Annotated in this window: 21 protein-coding genes; 10 read left to right on the top strand and 11 right to left on the bottom strand. The window is 43.3% G+C overall.

The window, feature by feature from the left end; all coding sequences use genetic code 11:
• Positions 1 to 15: 15 nt before the first annotated feature.
• From METVE_RS0101775 to METVE_RS0101755, 5 genes are read right to left on the bottom strand one after another with little or no spacing between them, the layout of a single operon-like run.
• Positions 16 to 1,680 (bottom strand): sulfite reductase subunit alpha, encoded by a 1,665-nt coding sequence (locus METVE_RS0101775; RefSeq protein ID WP_020166733.1) that lies wholly within the window; start codon positions 1,678 to 1,680, stop codon positions 16 to 18.
• Positions 1,677 to 2,684 carry an FAD:protein FMN transferase gene (locus METVE_RS0101770; protein WP_020184155.1) on the bottom strand — a complete coding sequence of 336 codons (1,008 nt, stop codon included), beginning with the start codon at positions 2,682 to 2,684 and terminating at the stop codon, positions 1,677 to 1,679. The genes METVE_RS0101775 and METVE_RS0101770 overlap by 4 nt, the downstream gene beginning before the upstream one ends.
• A 4-nt stretch (positions 2,685 to 2,688) precedes the next feature.
• Positions 2,689 to 3,504, bottom strand: a complete 816-nt coding sequence (locus METVE_RS0101765; RefSeq protein WP_020184154.1) for a DUF4198 domain-containing protein — start codon at positions 3,502 to 3,504, stop codon at positions 2,689 to 2,691.
• Between the two features lie 25 nt (positions 3,505 to 3,529).
• The gene (locus tag METVE_RS0101760) at positions 3,530 to 4,090 is read right to left on the bottom strand and encodes a DUF2271 domain-containing protein (RefSeq protein WP_020166730.1); all 561 of its coding nucleotides are present in this window, start codon (positions 4,088 to 4,090) and stop codon (positions 3,530 to 3,532) included.
• A gap of 60 nt (positions 4,091 to 4,150) precedes the next feature.
• Positions 4,151 to 4,777 carry a PepSY-associated TM helix domain-containing protein gene (locus tag METVE_RS0101755; protein WP_020166729.1) on the bottom strand — a complete coding sequence of 209 codons (627 nt, stop codon included), beginning with the start codon at positions 4,775 to 4,777 and terminating at the stop codon, positions 4,151 to 4,153.
• 384 nt (positions 4,778 to 5,161) lie between these two features.
• On the opposite strand from METVE_RS0101755, the gene METVE_RS0101750 reads away from it, so the two are divergent.
• The 3 genes from METVE_RS0101750 (at position 5,162) to METVE_RS0101740 (ending at position 7,957) form a co-directional block, all read left to right on the top strand.
• Positions 5,162 to 5,896: an intradiol ring-cleavage dioxygenase gene (locus tag METVE_RS0101750; protein ID WP_020166728.1), complete on the top strand. Its 735-nt coding sequence runs from the start codon at positions 5,162 to 5,164 to the stop codon at positions 5,894 to 5,896.
• Between the two features lie 172 nt (positions 5,897 to 6,068).
• Entirely contained in the window at positions 6,069 to 6,929 is an 861-nt protein-coding gene (locus METVE_RS0101745; protein ID WP_020166727.1) for a YihY/virulence factor BrkB family protein, read from the top strand.
• A gap of 206 nt (positions 6,930 to 7,135) precedes the next feature.
• Positions 7,136 to 7,957: an alpha/beta fold hydrolase gene (locus METVE_RS0101740; protein ID WP_020166726.1), complete on the top strand. Its 822-nt coding sequence runs from the start codon at positions 7,136 to 7,138 to the stop codon at positions 7,955 to 7,957.
• Positions 7,958 to 8,125: 168 nt separating this feature from the next.
• On the opposite strand, the gene modA is transcribed toward METVE_RS0101740, so the two are convergent.
• The 5 genes from modA to METVE_RS0101715 form a co-directional block, all read right to left on the bottom strand.
• Complete coding sequence (modA, locus tag METVE_RS0101735) at positions 8,126 to 8,890, bottom strand: molybdate ABC transporter substrate-binding protein (protein ID WP_020166725.1); 765 nt, start codon at positions 8,888 to 8,890, stop codon at positions 8,126 to 8,128.
• Positions 8,891 to 8,995: 105 nt separating this feature from the next.
• The gene (locus METVE_RS0101730; RefSeq protein ID WP_020166724.1) at positions 8,996 to 10,372 is read right to left on the bottom strand and encodes a di-heme oxidoreductase family protein; all 1,377 of its coding nucleotides are present in this window, start codon (positions 10,370 to 10,372) and stop codon (positions 8,996 to 8,998) included.
• Between the two features lie 5 nt (positions 10,373 to 10,377).
• Positions 10,378 to 11,694 (bottom strand): ABC transporter substrate-binding protein, encoded by a 1,317-nt coding sequence (locus METVE_RS0101725; RefSeq protein ID WP_020166723.1) that lies wholly within the window; start codon positions 11,692 to 11,694, stop codon positions 10,378 to 10,380.
• Between the two features lie 110 nt (positions 11,695 to 11,804).
• Complete coding sequence (locus METVE_RS0101720; RefSeq protein ID WP_020166722.1) at positions 11,805 to 14,012, bottom strand: TonB-dependent receptor plug domain-containing protein; 2,208 nt, start codon at positions 14,010 to 14,012, stop codon at positions 11,805 to 11,807.
• 332 nt (positions 14,013 to 14,344) lie between these two features.
• The gene (locus METVE_RS0101715; RefSeq protein WP_020166721.1) at positions 14,345 to 14,686 is read right to left on the bottom strand and encodes a winged helix-turn-helix domain-containing protein; all 342 of its coding nucleotides are present in this window, start codon (positions 14,684 to 14,686) and stop codon (positions 14,345 to 14,347) included.
• Positions 14,687 to 14,969: 283 nt separating this feature from the next.
• Here METVE_RS0101715 and METVE_RS0101710 point away from each other — a divergent pair, with 283 nt between their 5' ends.
• The 4 genes from METVE_RS0101710 (at position 14,970) to galE (ending at position 18,522) form a co-directional block, all read left to right on the top strand.
• Positions 14,970 to 15,425 (top strand): PA2169 family four-helix-bundle protein, encoded by a 456-nt coding sequence (locus tag METVE_RS0101710; protein ID WP_020166720.1) that lies wholly within the window; start codon positions 14,970 to 14,972, stop codon positions 15,423 to 15,425.
• Between the two features lie 84 nt (positions 15,426 to 15,509).
• Positions 15,510 to 15,905 (top strand): hypothetical protein, encoded by a 396-nt coding sequence (locus METVE_RS0101705; RefSeq protein ID WP_232415361.1) that lies wholly within the window; start codon positions 15,510 to 15,512, stop codon positions 15,903 to 15,905.
• A gap of 164 nt (positions 15,906 to 16,069) precedes the next feature.
• A complete protein-coding gene (locus tag METVE_RS0101700; protein WP_020166718.1) occupies positions 16,070 to 17,299 on the top strand; it encodes an HPP family protein in 1,230 nt (409 codons plus the stop codon).
• A 203-nt stretch (positions 17,300 to 17,502) separates the two neighbouring features.
• Positions 17,503 to 18,522 (top strand): UDP-glucose 4-epimerase GalE, encoded by a 1,020-nt coding sequence (gene galE, locus METVE_RS0101695; RefSeq protein ID WP_020166717.1) that lies wholly within the window; start codon positions 17,503 to 17,505, stop codon positions 18,520 to 18,522.
• Positions 18,523 to 18,573: 51 nt separating this feature from the next.
• Here the strand turns inward: galE and METVE_RS0101690 are convergent, their stop codons facing one another.
• Positions 18,574 to 18,765, bottom strand: coding sequence for a hypothetical protein (locus tag METVE_RS0101690; RefSeq protein WP_020166716.1), 192 nt, complete (start codon positions 18,763 to 18,765; stop codon positions 18,574 to 18,576).
• Positions 18,766 to 18,990: 225 nt separating this feature from the next.
• Here METVE_RS0101690 and METVE_RS0101685 point away from each other — a divergent pair, with 225 nt between their 5' ends.
• The 3 genes from METVE_RS0101685 to glgX all read left to right on the top strand — a co-directional run bounded on the left by METVE_RS0101685 (position 18,991) and on the right by glgX (position 24,588).
• On the top strand, positions 18,991 to 20,409 hold the full coding sequence (locus METVE_RS0101685) for an exonuclease domain-containing protein (protein ID WP_020166715.1): 1,419 nt from the start codon (positions 18,991 to 18,993) through the stop codon (positions 20,407 to 20,409).
• Positions 20,410 to 20,474: 65 nt separating this feature from the next.
• The gene (gene recQ, locus METVE_RS0101680) at positions 20,475 to 22,304 is read left to right on the top strand and encodes a DNA helicase RecQ (protein WP_026361965.1); all 1,830 of its coding nucleotides are present in this window, start codon (positions 20,475 to 20,477) and stop codon (positions 22,302 to 22,304) included.
• A gap of 202 nt (positions 22,305 to 22,506) precedes the next feature.
• Positions 22,507 to 24,588: a glycogen debranching protein GlgX gene (gene glgX / locus METVE_RS0101670; RefSeq protein WP_051085503.1), complete on the top strand. Its 2,082-nt coding sequence runs from the start codon at positions 22,507 to 22,509 to the stop codon at positions 24,586 to 24,588.
• Positions 24,589 to 24,713 lie beyond the last annotated feature (125 nt).

The following is a 24,713-nucleotide window of genomic DNA, read 5'->3' as shown; positions in this document are numbered from 1 at the left end:
TTTTAAGGCGTGGATCTAATATACATCCCGACGATATCTGCCAGATGTGGTTAATGTAGATAATGTAGTTTCGCCGAGTATCTCAAGCAACTCATTATGCACCGCAGGCGCCATGCCGCTAGCGCTACCACATACGTAAATCGCTGCGCCATCTTCAACCCATTTCAACATATCGGATGCGGATGATTTTACAACATCTTGCACATAAATACTCTCGGTTTGATCTCGCGAGAAAGCGGTATCAATTCTTGTTAATAAGAATTGTTTCTGCCAACGGTGTAATTCATCTCTAAAGTAAAAGTCATGCGCGGCGTTACGTTCACCAAAGATAAGCCAATTGTTGTTTTGTTGTAAGGCAGCGCGCGCTTTTAGATGCGCCCTTAACCCAGCAATGCCAGTACCGTTGCCGATTAAAATTAGCGGACTATTGTGTGCTGGCGGGTGAAATGCGGTGTTCTCACGTATGCGTAAGGCAATATCGCTATTCATCGCGGCATATTCAGTCAGCCAACCAGAGCCAATACCCAGCCTGCCATCAGCATAATGTGTTTGACGAATAAGCAACTCAAGCCCGCCATCTTGCGGAATAGAGGCAATGGAATATTCACGATGTGGCAATGTTTTTAATGTGGATAAAATGGCGTCGACATCAAAACTATTTGAATTGAAGTTAACTAAATTTAAGACAGTAAAATCTTTAAAGCCGTTTTCATCATGCGGTAGTAACTTGTCTAATAATGCTTCATGAAAAGTCATATTCGCAGACTTGATTTTGACTGAACCATCTAATTTAAAATGATTAAGGAACATATCCACCGATTGATGCGGATTACGTGGCCCAACCTCTGCAATATCTCCCGCTTGCCATCGCATATCATTAATATGTGTTGTTAGTCTTAAGTGGTAAACAGGCGCGCCCACACTGCCTTCATTCATCAAAGTGCGGGCTGTGAGTTGCCAATGTTGATAATCGGGCGTCTTCCAATCAGCCATTTCGGTATCTTTGGCTAAAACGCCCAACTGATATTGCCAGTGCCTTAATGCGCCATCGTCATTACGGTCGACTTCGACTATATCGAACAAAGGCATAGCATGTGTGTGTTGTAACCAAGCATCTAAAGTGTGCCCGAAACCGCAAAAGTGCGTGTAACTGGCATCTCCCAGCGCCAAAATTCCATATTGAATTTTGTTAAGATTCGCATCATTCAGCATGACTTTACTCAAAAAATCGCGCGCATTATCGGGCGCATCGCCTTCTCCAGTCGTGCTCACGATAAATAACACGCGTGTAAATCGCGTTAACATTGCATAATCAACCGCTGAAAGCGCGTGCATCTCGACTGCTAAATCTGTCAGTTTGAGTGATTCGGCTGTTTTTTGCGCAAGCTGTTCGGCATTGCCTGTTTGGCTGGCATAGGCAATCAAAATGCTATTTTCATCGCGCAGATTTGCATTAGAGTTAACCAGTTTTTTTTGTAACAAATCTTGAGCAGTTCGCTTTTTGTAGCGCCAGATAAACCAGCCACAGAAGACAAGATATAGAGCAACGGCAATAATCGCATTGATTGTATGAGACAAGCTGATACTGGTGCCAGCCGCATAAGACGGATTAGAAGCTAGCAAGGAAGTGCCTAAAAGTGCTAATTTTGAAAATCTTAAACTAGCAAACAAAGTTCTCATTCCAGCATCGCCATTAATTTGGGCGAAAGGTGCTCTTCAAAACCATCAGCCGTTTGCTCAATCAACAACACGGCGATATCTTTCTGTTGTGCGTATGCCAGCGCTGATTTAACGCCCATCACAGTAAGCGCGGTTGCTAGTGCATCAGCAACCATACATTCAGCATGAATCACAGTGACAGACACTAATGCGTTGACTGCGCGGTCAATTGGGAAGCCAGTGCGTGGGTCGATTGTATGTGCGTAATGCTTGCCATCATGCTCAAAATAACGCCGATAATCGCCAGATGTTGCTACTGCTAATCCATGTAGTGCAATGATGGATTCAGTAACGGTTTGAGCGACTGGCGAAGTTTCAAGCGCAATCCACCAAGGTTGCCCATCTGGCTTTATTCCAACGCCGTATAACTCACCGCCAACTTCTATCAGGTAATTTTCTATGCCTGCATCTGTCAGCGCATGTGCAATTCTGTCTACGCTATAACCTTTTGCGATGCCTGAAAAATCGACATAAACATTACCAGGTTGCAAGGCGCGCATGCCTTTGCTATCTAATTTTATTTTTTGCCAACCGCAATCAGCATGCAACGCTTTTACTTCATCAGCATTTGGCGGAGATGTTCTTTCGCCATTTGGACCAAACCCCCACAGATTAACCAGCGGACCAATAGTTGGGTCAAAAGCGCCATCGGTTTCTGCGGCAATCTTTAATGCACAATCCAGCACCTTTAAAAATGGGGCTGGTAAGTCATGCCATGTGTTCGCATCAGCGCGATTGAAAACACTTAGATTTGAATCTTCTTGCCATGTGCTCATTTGCGTTATAACAATATCCAGCTCAAGCTGAATCAATGCACGAACTGCATCATCTGATTGTTTATGCGTATTAATATACCGGACAGTCCAAGTTGTTCCCATGGATTGTCCGGAAAGTATTTTCTGCTCACCGATAGGTAATTGCTGAGGCAGTTCCTGCAGGTTTTGTGGTATTAATACGCGGCGCATCAGCTTATTGCGGCAATACTTCCAGCGTTAGCACGTAAGCCAAAGCGCGTTCTTTTGCGAGTTTGTTTGAAACATTATTATCTTTGAAATCAGCATCTAACCAATACAAACCAGCGTCTTGTAGCGTCACTTTTACTTTGCCGTTTTTATCCGTTTTGTATTTTTTCTCATCAAGCTTGTTTCTGTAACGTGTTTGATTGCGAATAATCTCAACCTCAACACCTTCAGTCGGTTTACCATCTACAAGAAACGTAAGCTCAACAGGCTCACCAACCACTAAATCATTTGGGTGTGTGCTCGTGACCAACTCAAGACCTTTACCTGTTTGTTTTAATGCCGAAGGTTTGCCAACGGTGATAAAGTTTTCCATACGGCTTACTGACTCAGTCACTTTCAACTCTTTTGCATCAGCAGGCACTTCTTTCGCTAATGCTTCGGCTGTCCCCATAAAACGTTTTGGCTTGTCTTCGGCATCTTTCCAGTTTGCTCGGAAGCCAGAACGTACCATTTCTAAACGATAAGTGCCTTTTTGTTCAAGCTTGGCATCAAACACGGTACGTAGCTCGCCTTTCAGTACATTAACCGGTGCAACGTTGCTGCCATCCGGCGCAATAATAACGAGTGAATCTATCGCTAGTGGGCGATGATCAATGATAAATGGCACGCTTGATGATGCAGCGTCAAAGGTCACAAATTGAGGTGCCGATAAAACGGAGCTTGAAGAGGTAATCCAAACGCCATGTGCATGCACGGCAGAAGCTGACATGCCAATTGCCAAAGATAATAAAGCGGACTTGAGTTTCATGAATTTGAGTTTCATAGTGATTCCTTAAAGAGTTTTTAAATTAGGGCTTAAGCTCTACAACAACGTCGCCAAGCTCTTCTTGCCCTGTCGCTTTAGCGCTAACCGCATTTTTTGCCGGCCATGTGAATGGCACACGAACCAACTCGCGCCCACCTTTTTCGCGCACAGATTCCACTACGACGTTATATTGGCCAGCTGGCAAATTACCTAAAGGTGATTTGCCTTCAACAAAGCTTAACTTTTGCTCGCCAACAGGGCGGGTTGCGCCTGTCACACCATCCAATGGCATTGCTTGATCGCGACCACTTTTACGCCACCATTGGCGTAAGTCTTTCAGCCATTTGTCGCTTTGCTCGCCCTTGTCAGTTTTCTTTTGGCTGTACCAAACGGCCAAGTTTTTTTCAACAGTTTGGTCAGGCTTCTCAATCCAAATAGCCACATAAGGGCGGTGATATTCAGCCGAATTGATTTGGGGAAGCGTCACCTTTAGATTGATTTCCGCTGCAACTGCCTGACCAGCAAACATGCCGGCAATCAATGCGGGCAATAAGGCTGGTGCTAAAGCTGGTAAAGATATAAATTCAGGAACCCATTTACGCATTGACGATATCTCCTATAAACAAATGAAAAATAAAAACTGCAAAAGTAACGAATTAATAATTTAGTGAATAAATAAAATCACCAAAACCAATGGCAACACAACGCCCAAACCGACCAAGGGCCAAGTAGCAGGGCGGTTGCCTGCGTGCATATGCAACATAAATAAACCGGTGATGCAGAACACAAGTGCAGTGATTGAAAAGATATCTAAGAACCAGCTCCAAGCTGTTCCCGTATTGCGGCCTTTGTGCAGATCGTTGAAATAAGAAACCCAGCCGCGGTCGGTTTGCTCATAGCTTACCTCACCGCTGGCGCGATCTATCACCAGCCATGCGTCGCCACCTGGGCGCGGTAATGATAAATACACTTCAGCATCTGACCATTCGCCAGGTACGCCAGCTAATTCGGTACCAATCGCATCGCTTAACCAGTCGGCTGTCGCTTTGGGAAGTGCGACTTTATCATTTGAAGGAGTTACTTTAATCTGATTTAAAAGTGCGGCAGGAATAGTTGCCGATTTTTTCGCGACTACTGGCAGCGATTCGATGTGTGTTGAATTGTTCAGCGTAATACCCGTTGAGGCAAATAGCAGCATGCCAATAAGACACGCAGCAGAGCTGATCCAATGCCAGCGGTAAAGATGTTTGAGCCAGAATGCTCGGTTTTTTTGATTGATTTGATTTTGCATATCTGGCTAATTTTACATGTTTGGATTTAATGTGGTTTTGATGGGCATTACACAAAATGCCGTTTGTATAGATACGCTTCAAATACAAATGAGAATTAATCGCATTATAACAGAAACAAATGTGCAATCAATGTGTGCGCTTTAAACTTACGTAGATTTACAATTCCTGATAACAAGTTTACAAAGTCCGGCATTAAAATAACACTTTGTTAAATCGTTTAAATTTGTCTTAATTTTTAGCGTTATTTAAATACAGCGCACGGTTTATTGCCAAAACTTAACCCAAAAAAACAGTTAATATTTGTCTGTACAAAGTGACAATAATCAAACGATATTCTTAAATATATTTTTCCTCATTTTTAATCATTGTCTGGATACAATCACATGCAAAACGACAAATCTACAACTTCAGCAAACCATGCTTTTACGCGCCGTAATGCGCTACAACTGATGGCTGCTGCAGGTGCCAGTTTGATAACTGGCTGCGGCGTTGCATCGGAAAACAAAAGCACATCCAATCTGGCATGCGTTGTTACACCAGAGCAAACTGAAGGGCCGTATTTTGTCGATGAAAAGCTGATGCGCTCAGATATTCGATTTGATCCAACTGATGGTTCGATACAAGATGGCACGCTATTAACCTTGGTTGTGAATGTTTTTGCTGTAGGAAGCCGTGCTTGTAAACCTATAAAAGACGCTATTGTTGATATTTGGCATTGCAATGCAGACGGTATTTATTCCGATGCAAAAGACCGCAGTTTTGATACGCGAGGTAGAAAGTTTCTGCGTGGATATCGGCTGACGGATGAGTTGGGTGCTGTGAAATTTTTCACGGTTTATCCAGGCTGGTATGACGGCAGAGCGGTGCATATCCATTTTAAAATCCGTGCTACTGATGCGACTGGTAAAAGCCACGAATTCACCTCTCAACTCTATTTTGACGACAAATTGAACGATGAGATTTTTGCGCAATCGCCTTATGCGGGCAGAGGTGAGCGTAAAACTAATAATAGTAACGACCGTATTTATGAGGACGGTGGCAAACAATTAATGCTTAAGCCCACAAAAACAGCGGAAGGTTACACGGCTAATGTTGATGTTGGTTTGAATTTAGTTTAACGCGTAATCTATCGAAAAACTTAACCTATTCAATGGGTTAAGTTTTATCTATTAATGTCTGCAATAGCACTTTTCAAGCAAAAGTGCGTTATCGCACAGACTATTTATTTTCAAAATAGGTTTAATTGGCACAGATTAAAACTATCTTTTTAAACAATTGAAATAAATGCGTATGAAAAAAATATGGTTACTGATTAAGACCACCATTGAATCTTGGAATAACGATTACGCCCCCAGCATGGGCGCAGCGTTGTCGTTTTATACGCTGTTTTCAATCGCGCCATTGTTGCTGATTGTGTTGTCTATTATTGGACTTATATTTGGCGAAGAAGCCGCGCGTGGCGAAATTGTCGGGCAATTACAAAACTTAATGGGTGAGCAAGGTGCGATGGCAGTTCAGGCTCTGCTGCAAAATGTTAACAAGCCAACCGAAGGCATTTTTGCCACCATTATTGGCGTTGTGTTGCTGTTAATCGGTGCTACCAGTGTGTTTGGTGAGTTGCAAAATGCGCTAGACCGAATTTGGCGCGCGCCAGAACGTGCTAAAACCAGTGGTTGGTGGAATTTAATCCATATGCGCCTGCTGTCATTTGGCATGATATTAGGTATCGGCTTTATTTCGATGGTGTCTTTATTGTTAAGTGCTGGCCTTTCTGCCATCAACAAATGGTGGGCACCTGTATTAAATAATGCAGAAAATGATTGGATTATTCTACTCACCAGCTTGAATGCACTTTTTAGTTTTCTGATTACTACCGCCATGTTTGCACTCATCTATAAGCTGATGCCGCGCGCAAAAATTGCTTGGAAAGATGTGCTGGTTGGATCTGTCATTACCTCCATTTTATTCACCGTTGGCAAAATATTAATCGGCGTTTATATCGGCACCAGCGCTATCGCCAGTGGTTATGGCGCAGCTGGTTCACTACTCGTATTGTTGATGTGGGTTTATTACTCGGCACAAGTGTTTTTGATGGGTGCAGAATTCACTTGGGTGTATGCCAATATCTACGGCTCGCGCAAAAATAAATAACCTTTCGGCTTAACCTGCCTCAAATTACTTATCTAGTAATCTGCTATATCAATGTGTTAGATAACGTACAGACCATAAAAATTCGTTGCCGCATGCTGGTAGATAACACACTTATAAATGAAAAGCTGTGATTTGAATATCACCTCCTTTAAATTCTAAATTTTTAAACTTTTCATTTCAATATTTAATTTTATGAAGGATTTTTCATGAGCTATATCACCACGCAAGACCAAACCAAATTGTTTTACAAAGATTGGGGCACGGGCAAACCAGTGATTTTTCTACATGGCTGGCCGCTGTCATCCGATAGTTGGGATGATCAAGCAATGGCGATTGCCGATGCTGGTTTCCGCTGCATTTCGTACGATAGACGTGGTTTCGGCCGCTCTACGCATCCTTTTAATGGTTACGATTACAACACTTTGGCCGACGATTTAGCCGCAGTCATTGAACAAACCGGTGCAAAAGATGCAACCATCGTTGGCTTTTCAATGGGCGGTGGCGAAGTTGCGCGTTATATGTCGCGCCACGCAGGTAAATCGGTTTCTAAAGCCGTATTGGTGTCGTCAATAGTGCCATATATGTTGAAAACGGAAGATAATCCAAATGGCACACCGCAAAGTACATTTGAGGATATGACCGCAGGAATGAAAGAAGACCGTGCCGCGTTTTTTGCCAATTTCTTTAAAACATTTTACGGCGTAGGCTTGCTTTCAAACCCAGTGAGCCAAGAAGTATTAGAGTGGTCGCGCAGTGTGGCGATGCAAGCCAATTTAAAAAGCACATTGGCTTGCGCGCAATCATTTGCAATAACCGATTTCCGCCCAGATCTAAGCGCATTTAAAGTGCCGACATTAATCATCCACGGCACAGATGATAAAACGGTACCAATCAATGCGTCTGCACGCGAAGCCGCAAAAGGTATTCCACACGCCACGCTAATTGAATATGACGGTGCTGCGCATGGCATTACAGCAACTGAGAAAGATAGATTAACGCAAGATTTATTGGATTTTTTGCATAGCTAGATTAGCGCAAGTAGTTTGATAGAAGCTGTAAATTTAAATTAATGGCACTGTAGTGAATACAGTGCCATTAACGTTTGTACTTGGATCAACATTCTTAAACGACAAATAAAATGACGAATTTTTCCTAAAAATATTGGTTAACTATTGTGTATTTAAAGTTTGAGAATATTAAGGTTTAAGTACAGTAAACCCATATTTAACAAAAACCGCTTTTGCCTTTTCAGATTTTAAATAGTCATAAAAACTGCTTGCTTCAGGTTTTGCATTTTTAGTTAAGCTTAACGGGTAAACAATTGCGTCATGGCTGGCATCAGGAAAAGCTGCAATCGTTTCAACTTTTTCTGTCACTTTTGCGTCTGTTTCATACACAATCCCTGCATCGCATTCTGCACGTTCCACCAGTGTTAAAGCGGCTCGTACATCTTGTGATCCAACGATGCGTGCTTTAATCGCGTCCCACCAGTTCAATGCTTTTAACGACTGTTTGGCATAGATGCCCGCAGGCACAGATTCCACTTCGCCAGTGCACAATTTTCCTGCAAAAGCATTAGTAAAATTAAATTCTGGTTTCATATCTACTTTAAAGCTTTTGCCCTTGGGGGCGATTAGTACAAGGCGATTGCCTAATAAATTTATTTTGCTGTCTGTTTTTAACAAGTCTTTATCTTGCAGGTAATTCATCCATTTAGTATCTGCTGATATAAAAATATCGGCCGGTGCGCCATTTTCAATTTGCTTGGCAAGCATGGATGATGCAGCCAAAGACGTTTGAATCTTTTGCGGATTTGCGCTTTCATAGTCAGTCACGATTTCTGAAATGGCGTTGGTTAAACTGGCAGCAGCAAACACGGTGACTTTTTGTTCTGCGATTGCATTGCCTGTGATGCAAGCGAATGCGATAGAAATGGCTAAGTTGAGAAGATTTTTGGACATTTTGTTTCCTTTAAAGATAGTTGAAAAATAGTTGGTTAAAATGTTTACTTAATTGAGTATTAAAAATACTGTTGAGTTTTATTGGTTAAGTTTACTCATTAGTTTTCACAGCGAATTCAAAAACTTCATTAGCGCTTTGCGCTCATCAGAAGGCATATCAATGACGCGTTGTTTTGCGTTTTCTGCTTCTCCGCCATGCCAAAGAATGGCTTCCATCAGTGTTCTTGCGCGGCCATCATGTAAAAATCCTGCTTGCAGATTCACTTGCTTGGCAAGTCCGATTCCCCACAGCGGTGGCGTGCGCCATTCCTCTCCAGATGCTAGAAAATCTGGCCGTCCATCTGCTAAACCAGCACCCATATTATGCAAAAGTAGGTCGGTATAAGGCTTTATCGTGACATTTGAAAGCGGCGTTAAGCGCGGAAACTTGCCCGTACGCATTTCTGGGATATGGCACGCTGCACAATTGGCTTGTTTGAAAATTTTCGCACCTTTAATCACCAGCGCATTGTCGGTATTTCTTTGTTTCGGCACCGCTACAGCTAATTGATAAAATTCCATGTCATCTAATTGACTAGAGTTTACTTCGTTCGGCGTGTTTAATCGCATGCAAGTTTGTTGTTTAGTCGCACAATTGGCATTTGGAAAATGTGTCGAAGTAATACCCATATCACCTGCAAGTGCGCTGGCAGTTTGCATTTTAATATCCGCAATATTGGCTTTCCAACCAAACCGGCCAAGCTGGGTTTTCTGCGTTTCAGCATCCCACACGCGGTTCACTTTGCCAGAGATACCATCTGGCTTGGCTTGTGCTGCCAAGTCAATCATCTGTTGTTCTGGTATGGCCGCTAAAAGCCCCATGCCATAAATACCAGGCGCGATTCTTGCGGAAAATTGCGTATCTGGTGCCAGATTTCCATAGGTCAATTCGGTTAAATGTATAGTCGGTGAGCGCAAATTGACCTGTTCGCCATCTTTAAAGGTAAATATCGTTTCAGTGTAAGAAATTTGAATTTTGGCTTCTGCAGGCACGTTGTTTTCATTGCCGTTCACACCAAACTCATTTATTTGATCGCCATACCAAGGGTGCGGCATTGGCGCATTTGTTGATGTGCGGTTTGGCAAACTTAAGCGAACAAGCATTGCTCTCAAGCTATCTTGCGGACCATCTGGCGCGTGGCCACGTCCGTTTTTGCTGTGGCAAGCAACGCAAGAGTTACGATTGTAGAGCGGACCTAGTCCTGCAATCGATGCATCTTGCGATGGCGGAATAATCCAACTTTGGCGCACTAAAGAACGGCCTCTAAAAAAAGCAGCATTTTGCGTGGCATCCAATGGTTGAATGGCTTGCGAATAAGCTTCTCTATTATTTGCTTCTGTCATCACGTTAACTAAGCCAACTTTTTCTGCACCTTGCGCGATTAATATGCCCGAACACGTGGCAACTAATAAAGCAGTGACTAATAATACCGAATGACGCACTGTTGTTATTGCTTAAGCAATAGCTGATGTGTCAACTCAATGACTTGTTGATAACGCTTTTGAATCTGCGTGTCCCATTCAGCTTCTTGTATTTTTTGTGCGGCTACATTTTTATCGTCTTTCTGTGAAAACAGTTTTTGCAAGTCTGCATCATTCGCTTGCGATTCAGTCAAAATCTGCATTTCAGCCATTTTAATAACTGTTAATAAACGCGGATTATTTTGCCCGACTTGCTGCTTGGCTTTTTCAATCGATTGCCACACTTCCTTCAGTATTGCGTGGTGACGCGTGATACGGGCATCGAACAATGCGGCAACTAGATTTTGACGCTTTAACGCCAACTCAGTATCGTAACGCCAATTATTAACGGAGATTTTCTGCTCAAATGGATTGAAATAACCATTTGGTTTATATTGGTAAACAGATGGCCGAGCGGGCAGTTTTTGAATATCTGGATGAAACAACAATTTTTGACCAGATTCTGACACGACGAAATTACTAAAAGCTTTCGCGCCTTCCGGATTAGGTGAATCGCGCAAAATCGCAATATGCGCGGGCGAATAACCCACTATTTTAGGGTAGATAAATTGAAGTGGCGCACCGTTGGCGATAGCCGAAACGGCGAAGAAATCAATCGTTAAGCCAGCCATAAACTGGCCTCTGCCTACATCATCCGTAATAAAAGTAGAACCAGAATCTGCTAGTTTGGCATTAGCCGCCATTTTTGTGATTAAAGCCCAGCCTAGTTCCCAGCCATATCCTTGTAATAAAGTGTCATATAAAGCTGGCGAAAAACCTACTTTGGATGGAATCGGCATCACGACTTGATTGCGAAATTGCGGGCTGGTTAAATCTTGCCAATCTTGTGGCAATGCAATATTCGACTGCGCTAGTTTGCCGGGATTGACCGCCATGCCAAAACCAGCGATTTCAGTTGCGGCATAAAAACTATCTTTGTCAGAAATCGTATAGCCAGCAACCTCAGTTGGCAGATTTTTAGTATCAGTCTCTAATTTCTGAAATGCGTGCTCATTTTTTAATTGCGTAAAATTGCGTTGCGCTGGCGACCAATATACATCTGCCGCACCTTGTGCGGGCAGATGCAAATAATCCAGTGCATCGCGTGATTGCTTCCACAAAACTTCTAGTTTGTATTGTGGATATTCACGCTCGAAAGAGATTTCAAATTGACTGACCACTTCCTGAGGGTAACTGGTCAATACCACAACTTTATCCGCCGCAGTCGCAAACAGACTGACTAGCATTAAGCTGCCAACCAACAGCAGCTGCTTTAACGATTGAAGTTGATAGTGGCTGGTCATGATTGCTCACTTTATTAAAACAGATAACTTAGATGAAACCATGTGCGCCAACGCATGTGAAGACATGGTAAGCGCATATGGTCTCAGATGCCGCAGCGGCCATTGCACGATTAAAACTGGTAACGACTCGATAACAGGAAGTTACGACCATGCGAAGGATAGCCAGCCGATAATTCATAATTCTTGTCGAGCAGATTATTGGCTGCAAAAGACACTACCCAGTCGCGAACGACCCTGTAATCAACCTTAAGGTTAAGTAAGTCGTAGGAACCCGTTTTCACATATCTAGGTCCTGGAATCCCATTTAACTGCGAAGACCATCGACTATCTGCAACTTCATAGCTTGGCACAATGTTCCATTTGTCTGTTGGGTTCCATTTTGCATAGAGGAAGCCCTTATTTTTAGGGGTGGCCAGATACGGATACAACGTAACTGTGCCTGGCGGAGGTGTGATATCAGCATCTATCCAAGAATAATTGCCACCCACTTCTAGTGTGGACATCACCGAGGCTACAATACCAAGCTCCAAACCCTTAATCGTGGCTTCACCGACGTTCTGGTTTTGATTGGAAAAGCCTCCACCAGCCCCCGGTACAAAAACAGCATTAGGTACTTGCTGGATATAATCCCTGATTCTGTTATGAAAGATTGTTGCATTGCCACGCACACCCTTAACCAGATTGTCCTCAATACCTAATTCATAATTGAGTGAACGTTCCGGATCAAGCCCGGGATTAGAGACTGCAGATCCAAACCGTCCGCTAAAGCGCTCAAAGATAGTTGGGAAACGTACACGGTCTGATACCGAAAAATGCGCCTTCCCACCAGGCTGGTAACGCCAGATCGCCGCAGCCTGGTAGTTTGTAGCATTCGTGTCCTTAACTGGAAGATTGAAAAGTGCTGCTGGCTGCCCTGGTGCCGGTAGGTTGAATTCTTCTGCTTGCTTAGATCCGCGCATGTCTCGGCTGATGCCGCCAACTAAGTCAACCGTATCTGCGACATGCCAAGTGTCTTCTACCGCGAATGACCAAATATCCTCAACCGTTTTTTGCTTTGGTTCAGGCGGATTGTTGTTGGCAGCCACTGCTGAGTTATTAGTCCGATTGGTGTTCAACTCATTGTGCTCGTCACGGCGATAGTGTACGGATGTTTTCAGAGTCTGTTGTGCAAGATGCTGGGTTCCAAGTTCAATGCTGAATCCCTTGGAATTATCATCGTAAAAACTGGAGTTAGCCAAGGTGCCAAGGCGATTGCCGCCGCCTGGTGCAACGGTATAGAAATCCAGCCGATTGTCGAAGGTATTGTAATACACGCGCGTTTTCAAATAGGACTTGGTGTCAATCTGTGTGTTCGACAGAAAGTAAAGGCTAGACGTATCCCATACAGGCCAATCCCAAAGGCGGACATCACCTGGCGCACATGTTGTTGTATTAATGCTTTGGGCATCATCGCATCCACGTACCGGCGGAGCGCGACGTTTTTCACCACTTTGCTTGGAATAGTTGAATGAGTATTCATCAGTGTCGTTCGGAGTAAAGCCAAACTTGAGGCTGCCGCGCCAGTCGCTCGAATCTGAGAAATTGCGCAGACCGTTGTCTTGATAGTTAGGCGCAGTAGTCGGCAATTCTGGTTTGTAATCTTTGGAAAGCCGCCAGCCGTCAATATCACGTTGCTGCAGGCTGGCTTGCCAGTAAAATTTCTCCTGCTTACCGCCGAGATTCGCATACCAAATATCCCCGTCATGCTGACCATCTCCACCCAGCAGTGCAGAGTAACGTATTTCACCTTCGAAGTCCTTGACTGGCTTGCGCGTCACCAGGTTGATGGCCCCACCAAAACCATCCGGGCCGTTGAGGACTGAGACGTAGCCTTTGACGACCTGAATTTCCGAAAGGTCAGGTGTCAAGAACCGACCGAAATCGATACGGTTGTCAGCAGGTAAGAAAAGGCGGATGCCATCGATGGTCAGCGGGACGCGTGTGCGGTCTAGACCACGCAGACTAATATCCGACTCGTTGCGGCGTCCCGAGGAACTCGACGATACGGAAACGGGTGTGGTCGCTACGCCAGGAATCAGGTTTAGCGCATCGGCGACACCGTTTTTACTAAAATCCCAGAGTTGTTCACGGTCAAGTGTGTCAATGCCCAAAGCTGTTTCTGTATCTTGATCCTTGGGAGCCACCACCACAATCTGACCTAGGGTAAACACACTACTATCTTCTGCCGCAATACTATTTGGCACGTGACTAATAACAGAAAGAAAACAACTGGAAATCACGGCAAGTTTTTTCTTTTTTAGTGGCAATAAAACATTCATTTAAATCTTCCCCTATTTTAAAATTTTTAAGAATGCGATATTTAGTGCGTTATTCTGTTGTTTTAATTTTTGTCTATCAATTGATTGCCGCCGTTAGCAATCAGTATTTTCAGTGCATTTATCATCAATATTTACGATGAATCTTGCTTAATTTGAGAGCGGTTTTAGGTCAATACAATCAGAAACAGACGTTTACTTTCGCTATTCCCATTTAATCATAATTAACGTTATTTTCAAATGGGAATAGCGATAGGCGCTCAAAATTAAGCTTGAAAATCCAAAATTGAATTAAGTTTGTGGGATTAAATTAAAAGCGGAATTAAGTTTAAAGATTAGCGTTTGATATTGGACAAAATCTGGTCGAGTTCTACTTGAGCAGCAAGGGAGGACTTTGCCACTAAATCTCGATAGCTTTTAAGAGTAGTGCGACCAAATTCAGACAGTTGTGCACCACCACCATTAACGCCGCCTGGCGAGCTGATCACCAATGGCTGGTTGAAACATTTATTCATCACATCCACTAATTCCCACGCTCTGCGATAAGACATTTTCATTTGCTTTGCCGCTGCTGAAATAGAGCCGTGCGCATCGATGGCATCCAATAAATCTGCCTTGCCTGGACCCATGGCGATGGATTTTCCTAAAGCGATTCTAATTTTGAGTGCTTGCATCATTGTTGAGACTTTTTAATGGTTAAGTAGTGGTCGAACAATAGAAACATTTTGCTGATCACTATTTTTAGATGATAAACGCTAATGATTGTTGATGCCAACGATTACTGATTCCAATGATTGCTGGTGTAAGTGTCTGACAGTCGATTCTCACACACATTTCCTGATTTATCTGATGCCAGCAATGCTTAAAAAGCTAGAAAGTATGACCTTAGGCTAATGCAAGTTTTAGGCTGATTTAATTTAATTGGTGTGCTGTCTAGCGCTAAATTTAAGGAGAACCAATATGAATAATGACGAAGCGGTATCCGTATTAAACGGACTAATTGAGGTTTCTATTGATGGCGAGGAAGGCTTTTTGCAGTCATCCCAAGCTGTGGACGATGCGAAATTGAAAGCTTATTTTTTACATCGCTCACATGAAGTAAAACAAAGCGTCTATGAACTGCAAGCGCTGGTGCGCGAATTAGGTGGAAAACCTGCAGATTCTGCCTCTATTAGCGGTTATTTACATCGTCGCTGGTTAGACATTAAAACGGCAATCTCAAGCAATGATAATTTAGCCGTTTTAAATGAAGTAGAGCGTGGCGAAGATGTGGCATTGAATGCTTATCGCGAAGCGTCTACCAAAACAATGCCTGCAGGCGCTAATTTGTTGATACTACGTCAACTTAAAGGTGCAGAACGCAATCACGATGAAGTGAAACAATTGCGCGATATTGCTGAAATGCAAGTGCATTAACCAATCAAACGGGTTAACGATTTTCGTCAAACAAAATTGTTAACTCGTTACTGTATGCCATTTAAATTTTATAAAGGAATCAATATGCATCAATTTATTTCAACTATTTTCGCCGTTGCGTTTGCCGTTAGTGCGTTTTCTGCCATATCTGCAACTAGCACTAATAACGCAGATGATGCGAGCGCAATCGGCACTTCAGAAGCACCACAGATTAAACAACAAAATCTGCGTACTGACAAAGGTGCAGTTGAAACAAACACAGGTGGTACAAATGATGCGGCTAGCAACTTAGGTAATTCAGAATCGCCACAAGTGGTTGAGCAAAACAAACGTACTGAAAAAGGTGCTGCGCAACCTACTGAAGGCGATCATCATAAGAAAAGCAAATTGCAAAAAACCAAAGAGCAAAATGCTGGTACAACTAAAGGCAACAAAGTACAGCCAACTTCACCAGAAGCTGCAGCACCAGCTACAAACTAACATATTATTTAATATTAGTTTAGCCTCAACAGGTTAACGTTAATGATTGCAGATAAGTTGCTTTCATCAATAGTTAACCTGTTTTTTTATGCAGTTTTTGTGTCATATCTTTACACCTAGACTTAAAGTCTAATTCCGCCAGTTTTAAGCGGTGCATCAAAACGGTGCATGTTGTAGAATTGCTAGCAATTTTATGGGTAGCAATCAACGTGACTAAACTGACAGAGTGGATAAAAGGCTTTTCGCCAGAGCCAATTAACATTAATTATACAGAACGCTTGCGCGCTAGTATTGGCGCGTTAATCGGCATACTGATCACCAGTTTGGCGACTTATTTAATCGAAGGCAATACCCAAACGCTGCCATATTTAATCGCGCCAATCGGCGCATCTGCGGTGTTGTTATTTGCAGTACCTTCCAGCCCTTTAGCGCAACCTTGGTCGATTATTGGCGGTAATATTTCTGCTGCGATTATCGGCGTTACGTGTGCATTATGGATTAGCAATATCGCAATTGCGGCTGCATTGGCCGTTGGCATATCTATCGCGGTAATGTTCGCATTGCGCTGTTTGCACCCGCCCAGCGGCGCGGTGGCGCTAACAGCGGTTTTGGGCGGACCAATTATCATCGAGCAAGGTTACGGCTTTGTGCTTTCCCCGGTTGGCATTAATTCCTTATTATTACTAAGCGTCGCGCTTATTTTTAACAACGCCACGCGCAGAGCTTATCCGCATGCAGTCAAATCGGCAGATTCCCATCAAACCAAAGATATTCCGCCAGAAATGCGTTTTGGATTTACGCCAGCCGATTTGGATGAGGTGCTGAAACAATATAATCAAGTGTTGGATGTGAGCCGTGACGATTTGCAAACGTTGTTACAACAGACCGAGATGCACGCTTATCGGCGGCGCTTCGGTGAAATCACTTGTGCGGATATTATGTCGAAAGATGTGATTAGCGTGGAATTTGGTACAGAGCTAGAGCAGGCTTGGGCATTGTTAAGAAAACATAAAATCAAAGCGCTACCAGTGATTGATCGGGCAAAACGCGTGATTGGCATGATTACCCAAATCGATTTTATGGAAAGCGCCAATTTAGAAGTGTATGAGGGATTTGAAGCGAAGCTAAAACGTTTTATTAAAGCCACGACCACGGTGTATTCCGAAAAGCCAGAAGTGGCTGGGCAAATCATGACTTCGCCAGCGACTACAGCCAATATCCATATGCATATTATCGAACTGATTCCATTAATGACGCATAAAGATGTGCATCATCATATTCCGGTGGTGGATGAAGATAGGCGCTTGGTCGGTATCGTTACGCAGTCGGATTTAGTGTCTGCGCTTTATCACGGTCGCGTGGCTAATTTGCGCACGTTGGGCTTGTCTTCATAATCATTTCATCAAATAAATTAACGAGTTAACACTTATTTTTACTGCATTTATTAACGCATATTTATTCATCATATTGACTTAACTGTCATGTATAGTCGCCACTAGTAAAATGTACTGTCTTTTGCATAAGTTAAGTCCTGCACAATTTATGCAGTATGATTCAATTTAAATTATTCAATCTTTCCGTTTTGGGCTAAAAAAGTATGGCTATATTAATTACAGGTGGCGCGGGTTATATCGGCTCGCACACCGTTTTGCAAATGTTGGAAGCTGGGCATGAGATTGTGGTGGTCGATAATCTATCGAATAGCTCCCCAGAATCGCTCACCCGCGTGCAGCAAATTACTGGCAAAACCATTGAATTTATTCAAGCGGATGTTCGCCATAAACTAGCGATGCGTGCTGTTTTTGAAGCGCATAGCATTACTGCAGTCATTCATTTTGCGGGGTTAAAAGCCGTAGGTGAATCCGCCGAAAAACCGCAACTTTATTACGATAACAACGTCACTGGTAGTTTGAATCTATTGGAAGTAATGGCGGAATTTAACGTTAAGAATATCGTCTTTAGCTCATCCGCAACCGTTTATGGCGACCCAGCCAGCGTGCCGATTAAAGAAGATTTCCCCTTAAGCGCGACCAATCCGTATGGTCGTTCTAAGTTAATGGTTGAAGATATTCTGCGCGATTTACATAAAGCCGACGACACTTGGCGCATCGCTTTATTACGTTATTTTAATCCGATTGGCGCGCACAGCAGCGGCTTAATCGGTGAAGATCCCAATGGCATTCCCAATAATTTGTTGCCGTATGTGGCGCAAGTGGCGGTTGGGCGTTTAGCCAAATTGCGCGTATTTGGCGATGATTACGCCACGCACGATGGCACTGGAGTACGTGATTATATTCATGTGATGGATTTGGCCGATGGTCATGTGGCTGCGCTGGATTACTTAAGCAAAAATCAACGCATGATTACGGTTAACTTGGGTACTGGCATTGGTTACAGCGTGTTAGATGTGGTGAATGCGTTTGCCAAAAGCAGCGCAAAAAATATTCCGTACGAAATTTTGCCCAGACGTTTGGGCGATGTGGCGATTAATTATGCCGACTCCAACGTCGCAAAAGAATTGCTGGGTTGGAAAGCAAAACGCAGTTTAGAAGATATGTGCGCCGATACTTGGCGCTGGCAATCAAGCAACCCAAATGGGTTTAAAAAAGTTGGCTAATTTTTAGTATTAAGTAGCAAAAATTTTTGTTACAAAATCACATTAATCAGATTAATAAACATAACGCGCAAGTGGCGCTTGTTGTTGCAAATTAATATGCTCTAAATTCAGGCGAATAATGTCATCAACCGTTGTTGTACCAACACCAATCGTGTCTAAATACTCATTTTCGATATCTGTTTCAATTGATTCTACCGCGTAATAATCATTGCGTAATTCACGTAATCTGTTTAAAAGTTTCATGGTTTATATCCGTTATAAAAAATAACAGTATTACCGCGAAATATTTCAGTTTGATTTTATATATATGTCAATTTGGTGATTTCGCTAGCTGATGCGGATTAGAAAAGTCGCATAGCTGCGATTAAAAACCTTAAATAAAAGCTAACAGCGCAAATAACACGCGCTATTATTCTATTAAACTCACCTAACTAATTGACACAAAAAAACCGTTAACACTTCATGATTATGTTGCCAGCCATCACTTATTTAGACCTTGAAACAACAGGCGCAACGCCATTGCACGACCGTATTACGGAAATTGCCTTGGTGCGTTTTGAGCATGGCGTCGAAGTCGCGCGTTGGCAAGCGCTGGTTAATCCTGAACAACCGATTCCGCCATTTATCCAGCAATTGACCACTATTAATAATGAAATGGTCGCAAACGCGCCAGTTTTTGCTGATGTAGCGGATAAACTGCTGAGTTTTTTAGAAGGCTCAGTGTTGGCGGCGCATAACGTGCGTTTCGATCACGGTTTTATCAAAGCGGAATTTAAGCGCATCGGCATTACTTTTCGGCAAAAAGTGCTGTGCACAGTCAAGCTTTCGCGCCTACTTTATCCGCAACACAAAAGTCATGGATTAGATGCGATTATGCAACGGCATAATCTCACCACGATTGCCCGCCATCGCGCGATGGGCGATGTGGAAGTAATGTTGGCATTTTTGGAGTCCGCAAAATTAGAACTGGGCGAAGCGCCGATTTTCCGCGCCGCGGCGCAGTTAATGAGTCAGCCAACATTGCCATCTCATTTAGATGCAACATTGTTGGACGATATGCCCGAAACGCCTGGTGTTTACTTGTTTTATGGCGACAACGATTTGCCACTGTATATCGGTAAGAGCGTGAATATTCGCGCACGCGTGTTATCGCATTTTAGTTCAGATCACGCATCTACGAAAGAAATGCGTATCTCTCAAGAAATCAAGCATATTGAATGGTTAACTACTGCAGGCGACTTTAGTGCTTTGTTGTTGGAATCTAAGTTAATTAAAGAACGTCAGCCAATTTATAATCGCCAATTGCGTAGTGAACGACAAATATGCAGCTGGAAATTAAACTCTGATCCTCAAGCCAAAAATCTATTAACGCTAGTGCGTGAAAGCGATATTAATCCAGCTGAATTGGGTGTGTTATTCGGCACATTTAAAAGTAAACGCCAAGCGATAGAAGCGCTGCGCAAGATAGCCGAAGCGCATCAATTATGTCCACGTTTATTGGGCTTAGAGCCTGCTGGTAACGGTGCGTGTTTTGCCAGTCAAATTAAGCGCTGCAAAGGTGTTTGTTGCGGCCGTGAATCGGCAGAAATACATTATTTGCGCTTACAGCAGGCATTGGTAGCGCACAAACTTAAAAGTTGGCCCTATGCTGGCAAGATTGGTATCCGCGAACAAAATGCAGAAAATGACAAAATACAATTACATGTTTTTGAGTATTGGACTTATCTCGGTGCAATTGAGAATGACGCAGACTTAACAGAAAAATTACAGCAAAAAGTCGAATTTAAATTTGATTTAGATACCTATAAACTACTATTAAAAGCCTTTAATCATCCCCAAACGCATATTGTGCAGTTGACTACAAAAATAGATTCTCAACCTACATAATATAAAGCCACTTTTATACACGCCTTGCCTTAAAGCAAGCTAGTTCGCGGTGTACAATGGACATGATGACAGCCTCCCCAGCACAGCAGCGCCTGCACGAAGTATTCGGATATTCCAGTTTTAGAGGTGAACAGCAAGCCATTGTTGAACACATGGTCGCTGGCGGCGATGCACTGGTGTTAATGCCCACAGGCGGCGGAAAATCACTGTGTTATCAATTGCCGGCTTTATTGCGTAACGGCGTAGCTATTGTGGTTTCGCCGCTCATCGCGTTGATGCAAGATCAAGTAGATGTTTTGCAACAGTTAGGTGTAAAAGCTGCCTTTTTAAATTCCAGTTTAAGCGCAGATGAAGCGCGCCAAGTCACAGCACAATTGATTCAGGGAGATTTGGATATTCTGTATGTTGCGCCTGAACGGCTGTTATTAAGCGGTTTTTTGGCACAACTGGAACAAGTGGAAATACACACAGGCATTGCGCTATTTGCCATTGATGAAGCGCACTGCGTATCTGAATGGGGGCATGATTTTCGGCCCGAATATCGCAAACTCACCGCGTTGCATACGCGTTTTCCCAATGTGCCGCGTATCGCACTAACCGCCACAGCCGATGCACCGACACGTGCAGAAATCGTTGAGCGATTATCCTTGGAAAATGCGCAACAATTCGTCTCTAGTTTCGACCGCCCGAATATTCGTTATCGCGTCACGCCAAAACATAAAGCGCGTGAACAATTAGAAGCATTTTTAGAAACTGAGCATGCGAACGATGCCGGTATTGTGTACTGTTTGTCGCGTCGAAAAGTAGAAGAAACAGCCGCTTGGTTGCAAGCGCGTGGCTGGGATGCGCTACCTTATCATGCAGGCTTAGATGTGAGTATTCGCAACCAAAACCAGCGCCGTTTTTTACGCGAAGAAGGTGTGATTATGGTGGCGACGATTGCTTTTGGCATGGGGATTGATAAGCCGAATGTGCGTTTTGTGGCGCATTTGGATTTACCTAAAAGCATGGAAAGTTATTATCAAGAAACTGGCCGCGCTGGTCGCGATGGTTTGCCAGCCAATGCCTGGATGACGTTTGGTGTGGGCGATGTGGTGAGCATGCGTCAAATGCTGGATTCAAGCGATGCATCAGACGCGCGCAAACAAGTCGAGCGGCAAAAGTTGGATGCGTTATTGGGCTTTTGCGAATCGGTCAGTTGTCGCCACCAAACCTTATTGCGCTACTTTGGCGAACAACATGCGGGCAATTGTGGACAATGCGATAATTGTTTGCAGCCTGTCGATACATGGGATGCGACACAAGCAGCACAAATGGCGTTGTCAGCGGTGTATCGTACAGGCCAGCGTTTTGGTGTAGTGCATCTAATGGATGTGTTAATGGGTAAAACTAACCCAAAAATAACGCAATTCAGCCATCAAACGTTAACGGTATTTGGTGTGGGCAAAGACCTTGCACAAACACAGTGGAGCAGCGTATTTAGGCAGTTAGTCGCTAGTGGATTTTTGCATAGCGATATTGATTCGCATGGCGGCTTAAAACTCACCGAAGCTGCACGCCCTGTATTAAAAGGTTTGGCGGAAGTATGGTTAAGGCGCGATGCGGAAATTGAAAACCGCAAAATCAGCAAAGCAGGGCGCAGTGCAAATGCTAAAGCGGCTTATGATGGATTAGCTGATGACCCACTTTGGCTGGCGCTAAAAGCCAAGCGTTTAGCGCTGGCGCATGAGCAAGCCGTACCGCCTTATGTTATTTTTCATGACACCACTTTGATTGAGATTTTAAATCGCCGCCCCAGTAGTTTGCTGGAAATGAGTCAAATTATGGGCGTTGGGCGCGCTAAATTAGACCGTTATGGTGAAGATTTTTTAGATGTGTTAATGGAACATACTTAACCCTATAAAACACTGCATTTTTATGAATGAATTTTGCACAAACGCTGATTCAAATTTTGTCAGAACAGTCCTACAATTAAATTCTGGTTATCTGATGTTTGAACGGATTGCTGCTATTTATAATCAAACCAAATATCCAAGCATTTTTAAGCATTAAGCACACTTGCATCACCAAGCTATTTATTTAGAACAGGATTCGCAAATGACAACGTTAAAAGAAGGACTGCCCTACCCGAGAGGTGCAAACTATAATGGAAAGGGTACGAATTTTGCGTTGTTTTCAGACCATGCCACCAGCGTAACGGTTTGTTTGTTCAGTGCAGATGGCAGCTCTGAAATGGAACGGATTGAACTCAAAGAATGTACTAACGGCATTTGGCATGGTTATCTTGAAGGCATCAAGCCGGGTCAGCGTTATGGCTATCGCGTAGACGGGCCGTGGGATCCTATGCAAGGCCAGCGTTTTAATGCCAATAAATTGCTGTTAGACCCTTACGCCAGAAAATTGCACGGCGCGATTAAATGGGATGATTCGCTGTATGGCTATACCTTAAGTGATGCGCCAGATGCAGATTTGATTATAGATGAGCGCGATAGCGCTGCTTTTATGCCAAAAGGCATTGTGATAGATTGTGCTGTTTTAGTAAAAGCCAAAAAGCCCAATATTCGTTGGCCGAAAAGTGTCATTTACGAAGCGCATGTTAGAGGTTTAACCATGCAGCATCCGCTGATTCCTGAGGATGTTCGCGGCACATTCGCGGCTCTGAGCGATTCTGTATTAATCAGCCATCTACATAAAATTGGCGTAACTGCCATTGAGTTGTTGCCTATTCACGCTTTTACACAAGATCACTATTTGATTGAGAAGAATCTAGCCAATTATTGGGGCTATAACAATCTCTCTTATTTTGCCCCAGAGCCAGCTTATATGGGTTCTGGTGAGTTAGAAGAGATTGCGAGAACGGTCGATAGTCTGCATGAAGCGGGCATTGAGGTGATTCTAGATGTGGTTTATAACCACACTTGTGAAGGTAATCACTTAGGCCCAACATTATCTTGGAAAGGCATCGATAACTTAAGTTATTACAAAGAGCTGCCTGGAAACCCACGTTTTTACGATAACTTAACTGGTTGTGGTAACGCATTAAATACATCGCACCCTAAAGTATTGCAGATGATTATGGATAGCTTACGCATGTGGGCAACCGTGTATGGCATCGATGGTTTCAGATTCGACTTGGCGTTAACTTTAGGCCGTGATCAACATGGATTCAATCGTGACCATGCGTTATTTCACGCCATGTTGCAAGACCCTGTATTAAGCCAATGTAAATTGATTGCAGAGCCGTGGGACGTTGGCCCGGGCGGCTTTCAGTTGGGTTCATTCCCACCTGGTTTTTCAGAATGGAATGGCGATTATCGTGATGTGGTGCGCGAATTTTGGACAGGTAAAGAAAGTTTACTGTCAAAATTTTCTAGCCGATTTGCGGCTTCTAGCGATTTGTTCAATGAACAGAATCGCCGGCCTTGGTCTAGCGTTAACTTTATTACCGCGCACGATGGTTTCACGCTGCATGATTTGGTTTCTTACAATGAAAAGCATAATGAAGCGAACGGTGAAGATAATAATGACGGCGCCAATGATAATCGCAGTTGGAATTGTGGTGTAGAAGGCGAAACAGATTCGGTTGAAATTAACGCATTGCGCTCACAGCAAAAAAGAAATTTCTTGGCGACATTATTCTTATCGCAAGGCGTGCCAATGTTATTAGCAGGTGACGAGTTGAATAATTCGCAATCCGGCAATAACAATACTTACTGCCAAAATAACGAAATAGGTTGGGTTAATTGGGATAAAGCAGATGACGGCTTGGTTAATTTTGTCGGCGATTTAGCCGCTTTACGCAAAAAATATAACGCCATTTCTAGAGCTGAGTTTTTGACGGGCAAACTGAATGAGCATGGCAATTCAGACGTCACTTGGTTTAATGTGAACGGCGAAGTGATGATGGATGATTATTGGAATGACCCGAATAATAAGTCGATGGTAGTTAAGTTTGCGCCACCACACAAAACCGCTGCTGGAAAAGATGAGCGTTCGATATTGGTATTTTTAAATGCCTCACATGTTGCGATTGAAGCGCAGATTCCTTGTATCGATCAACATCATTGGAAACCGATTTTGACCTCTGCGTTGCAGACTGATTTTGTTAACACTCAAGAAACTTTGCAGTTGCAACCGCGTTCTGTGTATGTGTTTGAGGGTGAGTTGATTAAAAAATAAGGTGTTAGAAAATAGCGTAAAAAAATCAGGTAACCGTTTAGCAGTTACCTGATTGCTTAAAAACTAATCATTTAAAAGTGTTAACTAAAACTTAGTTAACACTTTTTTTGTATCAATTATTTTGT

This window comes from Methylotenera versatilis 79 (genome assembly GCF_000384375.1).
GTDB lineage: Bacteria > Pseudomonadota > Gammaproteobacteria > Burkholderiales > Methylophilaceae > Methylotenera_A > Methylotenera_A versatilis_B.
This window is presented reverse-complemented; position numbering and strand designations above follow the sequence as displayed.

Bases quoted from the DNA above. Each gene is read 5' to 3' on its own strand.
- METVE_RS0101775 (WP_020166733.1), bottom strand. From the start codon at position 1,680: ATGAGAACTTTGTTTGCTAGTTTAAGATTTTCAAAATTAGCACTTTTA.
- METVE_RS0101770 (WP_020184155.1), bottom strand. From the start codon at position 2,684: ATGCGCCGCGTATTAATACCACAAAACCTGCAGGAACTGCCTCAGCAA.
- METVE_RS0101765 (WP_020184154.1), bottom strand. From the start codon at position 3,504: ATGAAACTCAAATTCATGAAACTCAAGTCCGCTTTATTATCTTTGGCA.
- METVE_RS0101760 (WP_020166730.1), bottom strand. From the start codon at position 4,090: ATGCGTAAATGGGTTCCTGAATTTATATCTTTACCAGCTTTAGCACCA.
- METVE_RS0101755 (WP_020166729.1), bottom strand. From the start codon at position 4,777: ATGCAAAATCAAATCAATCAAAAAAACCGAGCATTCTGGCTCAAACAT.
- METVE_RS0101750 (WP_020166728.1), top strand. From the start codon at position 5,162: ATGCAAAACGACAAATCTACAACTTCAGCAAACCATGCTTTTACGCGC.
- METVE_RS0101745 (WP_020166727.1), top strand. From the start codon at position 6,069: ATGAAAAAAATATGGTTACTGATTAAGACCACCATTGAATCTTGGAAT.
- METVE_RS0101740 (WP_020166726.1), top strand. From the start codon at position 7,136: ATGAGCTATATCACCACGCAAGACCAAACCAAATTGTTTTACAAAGAT.
- modA (WP_020166725.1), bottom strand. From the start codon at position 8,890: ATGTCCAAAAATCTTCTCAACTTAGCCATTTCTATCGCATTCGCTTGC.
- METVE_RS0101725 (WP_020166723.1), bottom strand. From the start codon at position 11,694: ATGACCAGCCACTATCAACTTCAATCGTTAAAGCAGCTGCTGTTGGTT.
- METVE_RS0101720 (WP_020166722.1), bottom strand. From the start codon at position 14,012: ATGAATGTTTTATTGCCACTAAAAAAGAAAAAACTTGCCGTGATTTCC.
- METVE_RS0101715 (WP_020166721.1), bottom strand. From the start codon at position 14,686: ATGATGCAAGCACTCAAAATTAGAATCGCTTTAGGAAAATCCATCGCC.
- METVE_RS0101710 (WP_020166720.1), top strand. From the start codon at position 14,970: ATGAATAATGACGAAGCGGTATCCGTATTAAACGGACTAATTGAGGTT.
- METVE_RS0101705 (WP_232415361.1), top strand. From the start codon at position 15,510: ATGCATCAATTTATTTCAACTATTTTCGCCGTTGCGTTTGCCGTTAGT.
- galE (WP_020166717.1), top strand. From the start codon at position 17,503: ATGGCTATATTAATTACAGGTGGCGCGGGTTATATCGGCTCGCACACC.
- METVE_RS0101690 (WP_020166716.1), bottom strand. From the start codon at position 18,765: ATGAAACTTTTAAACAGATTACGTGAATTACGCAATGATTATTACGCG.
- METVE_RS0101685 (WP_020166715.1), top strand. From the start codon at position 18,991: ATGTTGCCAGCCATCACTTATTTAGACCTTGAAACAACAGGCGCAACG.
- recQ (WP_026361965.1), top strand. From the start codon at position 20,475: ATGACAGCCTCCCCAGCACAGCAGCGCCTGCACGAAGTATTCGGATAT.
- glgX (WP_051085503.1), top strand. From the start codon at position 22,507: ATGACAACGTTAAAAGAAGGACTGCCCTACCCGAGAGGTGCAAACTAT.